Source organism: Kitasatospora sp. NPDC001539, assembly GCF_040298565.1.
Classification (GTDB): domain Bacteria; phylum Actinomycetota; class Actinomycetes; order Streptomycetales; family Streptomycetaceae; genus Kitasatospora.
Genome location: NZ_JBEPAK010000339.1, coordinates 1 through 6,113, shown reverse-complemented (window position 1 = coordinate 6,113; position 6,113 = coordinate 1). Strand labels below are relative to the sequence as shown.

Annotated in this window: 8 protein-coding genes; 2 read left to right on the top strand and 6 right to left on the bottom strand. The window is 71.4% G+C overall.

Annotated features, from left to right (window positions below):
* The 6 genes from ABT247_RS30990 to ABT247_RS30965 all read right to left on the bottom strand — a co-directional run.
* On the bottom strand, positions 1-1,077 hold a 1,077-nt coding region (locus ABT247_RS30990; RefSeq protein WP_350749263.1), incomplete at its 3' end, for a heavy metal translocating P-type ATPase.
* A 244-nt stretch (positions 1,078-1,321) separates the two neighbouring features.
* Positions 1,322-2,350 (bottom strand): alpha/beta fold hydrolase, encoded by a 1,029-nt coding sequence (locus ABT247_RS30985; RefSeq protein WP_350749261.1) that lies wholly within the window; start codon positions 2,348-2,350, stop codon positions 1,322-1,324.
* 11 nt (positions 2,351-2,361) lie between these two features.
* Positions 2,362-3,657, bottom strand: a complete 1,296-nt coding sequence (locus ABT247_RS30980; protein WP_350749258.1) for an esterase/lipase family protein — start codon at positions 3,655-3,657, stop codon at positions 2,362-2,364.
* Positions 3,658-3,791: 134 nt separating this feature from the next.
* Positions 3,792-3,989 carry a hypothetical protein gene (locus tag ABT247_RS30975; protein WP_350749256.1) on the bottom strand — a complete coding sequence of 66 codons (198 nt, stop codon included), beginning with the start codon at positions 3,987-3,989 and terminating at the stop codon, positions 3,792-3,794.
* Entirely contained in the window at positions 3,986-4,267 is a 282-nt protein-coding gene (locus ABT247_RS30970) for a hypothetical protein (RefSeq protein ID WP_350749254.1), read from the bottom strand. Before ABT247_RS30970 ends, ABT247_RS30975 begins: the two co-directional genes overlap by 4 nt.
* A complete protein-coding gene (locus tag ABT247_RS30965; protein WP_350749251.1) occupies positions 4,264-4,698 on the bottom strand; it encodes an ATP-binding protein in 435 nt (144 codons plus the stop codon). The genes ABT247_RS30970 and ABT247_RS30965 overlap by 4 nt, the downstream gene beginning before the upstream one ends.
* 239 nt (positions 4,699-4,937) lie before the next feature.
* Here ABT247_RS30965 and ABT247_RS30960 point away from each other — a divergent pair, with 239 nt between their 5' ends.
* Both ABT247_RS30960 and ABT247_RS30955 read left to right on the top strand, forming a co-directional pair.
* The gene (locus ABT247_RS30960; RefSeq protein ID WP_350749248.1) at positions 4,938-5,795 is read left to right on the top strand and encodes a helix-turn-helix domain-containing protein; all 858 of its coding nucleotides are present in this window, start codon (positions 4,938-4,940) and stop codon (positions 5,793-5,795) included.
* A 27-nt stretch (positions 5,796-5,822) separates the two neighbouring features.
* Positions 5,823-6,032 carry a DUF397 domain-containing protein gene (locus tag ABT247_RS30955; RefSeq protein ID WP_350749245.1) on the top strand — a complete coding sequence of 70 codons (210 nt, stop codon included), beginning with the start codon at positions 5,823-5,825 and terminating at the stop codon, positions 6,030-6,032.
* The last annotated feature ends 81 nt before the right edge of the window (positions 6,033-6,113 follow it).

Below are 6,113 nucleotides of genomic sequence, written 5' to 3'. Positions count from 1 at the left end.
CCGGTCGGCCAGGCGCTGGGCGGCGGCCTTGCCGTTCTGGGCGTCCTCGACCAGCCTGGCCATCCGGGCGAGCCGGGTGTCCGCGCCGACCCTGGCGGCCTCGACGACCAGCCGGCCGCCGACGTTGACGGTGGCGCCGGTGACGGCGTCGCCGACGCCGACCTCGACCGGCACCGACTCGCCGCTGAGCATCGAGGCGTCCACCGCGGAGCTGCCCTCGACGACCGTGCCGTCGGTGGCGATCTTCTCGCCCGGACGCACCACGAAGCGCATCCCCACGGCGAGTTCGGCGATCGGTATCCGCACGTCGGCTCCGCCGCGCAGCACCGCCACGTCCTTCGCGCCCAGCTCCAGCAGTGCCTTGAGCGCGGCACCGGCGGTGCGCTTGGAGCGGGCCTCGAAGTAGCGGCCGGCCAGGATGAAGGCGGTGACACCGGCCGCCGCCTCCAGGTAGATGTCGGAGGCGCCGTCGCTGCGGGCGATGGTCAGCTCGAAGCCGTGCCGCATGCCCGGCATCCCGGCGTCGCCGAAGAACAGCGCCCACAGGGACCACAGGAACGCGGCGCCCGTCCCGAGCGAGACCAGGGTGTCCATCGTCGCGGCGCCGTGCCGGGCATTGGTGAACGCGGCCTTGTGGAACGGCCAGGCGGCGTAGGTGACGACCGGCGCGGCGAGGGTCAGCGACAGCCACTGCCAGTTGTCGAACTGCAGCGCCGGGACCATCGCCATCGCGATCACCGGGACGGCCAGGGCCAGCGCGGTGAGGAGGCGCTGGCGCAGGGGGGCCAGTTCGTCGGCCGACCCCGCAGGGAGGCCCGGGCCGGTGGGCGCTCCTTCGGGAGCCGGGGGCTCGGGCAGTGCGGCGGTGTAGCCGGTGGCCTCGACGGTCGCGATCAGGTCGGCCACCTCGACGCCGCCCTCGAAGGTGACCTTGGCCTTCTCGGTGGCGTAGTTCACGCTGGCCGAGACGCCGTCCATCCGGTTCAGCTTCTTCTCGATGCGGGCCGCGCACGAGGCGCACGTCATTCCGCCGATCGAGAGTTCCACCTCCGTGGAGGCGGGGGCCTGGGTCGTCATCGTTGCTCCTCGTGGCAGTCGTCACCGTGCCGTCGCCGTACCGGCCGTCGACCTCATTTATACCCCTAGGGGGTATCGGGAGCAAGCGATTGCCGATACCCCCCGCCCGTATCAGCCCGGCACGGGCACGGCGGGCTCGGCCGGCCGCCGCACCCCGGCGAGGTGCCCCCATGACGAAAGGGCCGGCGATCCTCGCGGGATCGCCGGCCCTTCCGCGGTGCGGGTGCCGGTGTCGTCCTTCCGGTCACGCCCCGTCCAGTGCCTCCACCAGCGCCGCCACGAACTCCTTCGGGCGCTCCACCTGCACGCTGTGCCCCGCTCCCTCCACCACCACCTCGCGCACCCGCCCGCCCGCGGCCGCGTAACGGTCCAGTACGGCGCGGGTCTGCGCCACCATCGGCTGCGCCGGGCACGCGTCCGCGCCGGGCCAGCCCGGGACCACACCGAGCGCCCCCAGGTGGGCCACGTCGAAGAGCGAGGTGTCGGAGACGATCACGTCGGCGGAGCCGCGGATCCACAGGATCGGTGGCTTCGGCTCGACCACCTCGAGGTCGTCGATCCGGAAGTGGTTCGGAGCCAGCGAGTTGAGCACCCCCCGCCCGCCGGGCGCGAACCCCGGCCAGGCGCCGCTCGGGCGGCTGTCGCCCGGGTAGTGGTCGTCCCCGACCCGGATGGTCAGCATCGCGGCCAGGTAGCGGTCCGGCTCGGCCAGCGGTTCGCTGACGTACGCGGTGTCCAGCACCGACCGCGGTGCGAACGGCGACTCGGCGCCCGTCTCCCCCTCGCGCAGCAGCCGGACGAACTCGGGGGCCGCGCCGCCCGCGCCGGAGCCGGCGGCGTCGGGCGAGTTGAGCCGCCCGTCCACCCCGTGGGTGCCGCCGAAGCCGTACGGGGAGACGGGGTTGACCAGGGTCAGCGAGCGGACCAGCTCCGGGTGGTCCCGCAGCAGCTGCAGCACCACGCCGCCGCCCATGCTCCAGCCGACCAGGTGCACCGGGCCCAGCGCCAGCGCCGCGAGCCAGGAGAGCAGGTCCTCGCTGTGGTCGCGCAGGCCCCGGGTGGCGTCCACCGGCAGCGGCTCGGTGCCGCCGAAGCCCCGCAGGTCGGGCGCCAACGGCCGGTAGCGGGGCGGCAGTCCGGCCATGGTGGAGTGCCAGAAGACGCCGGAGGAGACGTTGCCGTGCACCAGGACCACGGGCTCCCCCGTGCGGCCCTCGACCTCGGCGCAGTTCACGGTCAGCCGGTCGGTGGCGATCAGCCGGTCGATGATCATCGCGGGCGCCCTCAGTTCAGCCAGCCGGCGACCTGCGCGCTCGCCGCGCCGTCCCAGCCGAGTTCCAGGTGGTTGGCGGAGGCGATCAGCGCGGTGCCGCCGACCGTCGCGAAACCGGTGGTGTCCAGTGCGCTGGCCACGAAGACCACCCCGTCGCTCGGTCCCCGGTCCTCGTTGAAGATGCCGACGATGTTCGGGGTGCCGCCGGCCAGGAGGTACGCCGTGACCGAGGCGGGCACTCCGGCCCGGTGCAGCGGGGCGACCAGCGAGCCGGCGTCGATCGCGGGCTGGATGCCGCCGCCGTCGGTGTAGAAGCCCTGGCCGCCGTAGTAGGTGGTGTACCAGTCCTGCTGGGTCTGGTCGACGCCGAACACCGAGTCCCACCGGGCCAGCATCTGCCGCTGCCCGGGGTAGTCGTCGTAGCCGCCCGTGGCGGTGAAGGAGAACTCCGGGTGCGCGGTGTAGCTGCCGTAGCAGGTCATGTGCAGGTGGGGTGACGGGGCGTTGATCCTGCCGCCGCACTCCGGCCAGATCGAGAAGTCGTGCGCCCAGCCGTGGGCGAACGGGTAGTCGTAGCCGCCGTTCGGGCCGCCCAGGGTGATCAGCTTGCGCACGTCGCCCGCGTACGGGCGGCCCCAGGCGGGCTTGACGGAGGAGACGTAGGCCCGGGTGGACATCTCGCCCTTGCTCCAGCCCACCAGGTCCACCTGGGGGACGCCGAGCTTGGCCCGGATCAGCGCGACGGCGTCACCGACCTCCTGGGCCTGCATCAGGTTGTCGCCCTGCTTGTGCGCGAAGCCGATCGCGAAGACCCGGTAGCCCCGGCCGGCCAGGTACTGCATCAGCCCCGTGCTCGGGCAGGAGGCGGCGCCGCAGCCGTATCCGCCGGACTCGCCGGGATCGGCCCAGGCCCGGTCCGGGTTGTCGTTGGCGCCGTGCACCAGCAGCACCGGGACCTGGTGCGCACCGGTGTTCCAGCCCGGCGCCGAGTAGAGCAGGAAGCGGCCGGAGAACGGCTGCTTGACGCCGCCGAAGAAGGTCAGCCGCTGGCCGTCCTGGTCGCCCCGGCCGTCCGGCGGGTACTGCTCCTGGCGGAAGCCGGGGGTGGTGTCCAGGTACCGCTCGACGCGGTCCCAGCCGTTGGCGACGCTGGTGTACGTCGCTTCCAGGGTGAGGTTGGGAGGCACCGCCGCCGCGGCCGCGGTCGCCGCCGCCGGTCCTGCCGGGACGACCAAACCGATCATCAGCAGGACGCCCGTGAGCACCCCGCCCCAACCTCTCCGTCTGCCGAGCCTGCTCTGCCGCATGGCGCGCCCACTCCTCCACGTCGAGGGTCCAGTGGGCGACACGGTACGGACGGCGGGGTGCCGGTTATATGGCGGCGGCACACACCCCGGGAGGCCCGGTGTGGCGGTCGGTCACCTGGTTTCGGTCAGCGTCCTCAGCCGGACGGGCGCCGGGCAGCCTGCCGGAGGACGGAGCGGAGCAGGGCCTCCGCGTTGCCCGGGGTGGCGGACCAGCGCCGCATCTCGGTGTGGGCGGCCCGCCGGCGCGGGCTGACGGCGCGGACCGGCCGGGAGAACTGGGCGCTCAGGCACCACCACATCTCGATGCGAGCCCAGGTGAGGCGGCCGATCACTCGGGGCCCGCCACGCGCAGGTGGATGGGGTGGGCGGACTCGACGCCGATGAAGGCCATCGCCCGCACCGCGCCGAACTCGGTCAGCTGGTGGGCGATCCGGGCGGCGGAGGCCGGGGAGAAGAGGTCGGCGAGGTAGCACGCCTGGTCGTCGTCCAAGGGGAGTCGGGCCAGGGTGGTACGGATGGCGTCGAGGGCGTCGGAGAGCTTCGAGAAGGTGGCGAGCTTGGTGACGCCCTTGATCTCGACGGTGACGGGGAAGGGAAGCTCGGTGCTCATCGCGCGCCCCCGTCGAGCCGGGCCCACACGACCTTGCCGATCCCGCCCGGGCGCGGCGAGCAGCCCCAGTCGGAGGCGAGTTGGGAGACGAGCCAAAGCCCGCGCCCGGTCTGGTCGTCCGGGTGAGCGGGACGGGGGGCGGGAGGCGGGGCGGAGTCGGCGTCGTGCACCTCCATGCGGAGGGAGGTGGGGTGGAGGTCGAAGCGGATGAAGATCAGCCGCCCCGGCGGGGTCCTGGCGTGGAGGACGGCGTTGGCGACCAGCTCGCCGAGCACCAACTCGCCGGTGTCGCAGAAGGGGTCGCTCCCGGGCTGCTTCGCGAGGAAGGTGCGGAGCAGCCGCCGCGCGAACCCGGCGGACTTGGGGTGCCGGGGCAGCCACCACGAGTACTCGCTCGCAGGGGCAGGCGGCTTCTCGAGGGTGTCGGGCATGGTGAGGCCTCCTCCGGGGTGGCGGGGAAAGGAAGCGATCCGGAGGCGGCCGAGGGCAAAGGGATGCCCGAGCATGAGCCGCCGGGATCACGCTGTGTAGTAGGAGTCACTACGTCAAGTAGCATGCACCCGTATCGATGCTCTATGCAACCTGCGTTTCTGCATCAGTGCAGATTGGCTAGCCTGGATCAGACGGCCCGTCACAAGGCAGACTGGGCCCGGCTCAAGGGAGGAATGCGGTGACTGACGAATCGAGGCCGACCGTACGCGGTCGGCGCCTGGGCTCGGAGCTCCGTCGGCTTCGCGAGTCGGCGAGCAAGACCACAGACGATGCCGCGAGCGCTCTCGAATGCTCGCGCGCCAAGATCAGCCGCATAGAGACCGGCGCTGTGGGGATCCGGCGCTTGGATCTCGGCATCCTGCTCGACCTCTACGGAGTGACGGATCCACAGGCCCGGACCACCCTCGAAACACTTGCCCGGGAAAGCAAGAAGCGCGGCTGGTGGCACGACTACGGCGACACGATCCCACCTGCCCACGCGGACTTCCTCGGCCTGGAGGGCGACGCCCGCTACATCCGGACCTGGCAGCCCCTGGTCGTACCGGGCTTGCTGCAGACCGAGGACTACGCCCGTGCTCTGCTCCAGGCCAACCCTGCCGCTGTCCGACCGGACAAGATCGATCAACTGGTCAAGATGCGGATGGAACGCAAGGGCATCCTGACCAAACCAGATCCCGCTCGGTTCTGGGGGATCATCTGGGAACCGGCACTTCGGTGTCCGGTCGGCGGCGTGGACGTGCGCCAGGCGCAGCTGACCTATCTCCGGGAAGCCGCACAGCTTCCGAACGTGACGCTGCAAGTCGTACCGCTCGAACTCGGAGCAACCGCCGGGGCGTGCGGCGCGTTCGTGATGTACGGGTTCAGCGATTCCCCGGCTCCGGGAGCAGTGTTCGTAGAGACCCTGACAACTGGGTACTACCTGGAGCGTGAGGCAGAACTCGATGGCTATGGACTCGCCTTCGAGTATCTCCGATCCTCAGCCCTGAACCCGTCCGAGTCACTGGATATGATCACGGCCATCTCAGCAGAGACATGAGCACAAGGCCAGGAAGAAGATGAGCATATGACGACGCCAAAGGTCTCCGCCCAGGGCTGGCGCAAGAGCAGCTACAGCGCACAGGCAAGCGAGTGCGTAGAGATCGGGGATGTCAGCACAGGTGGAATCGCTGTCCGTGACTCGAAGGACCCCAACGGCCCGGCGCTCGCCTTCCCCGCCGACGCCTGGACGGCCTTCGTCGCCGCCGTCAAGGCCGACGAACTCCCCACCACCTGAACACCCCTGCGTGCCGGTCCCCTTAACGTTCCAGCACCGGGCAGGCGTCAGTCCGTATACATCGCCTTACGGCTTCGCACG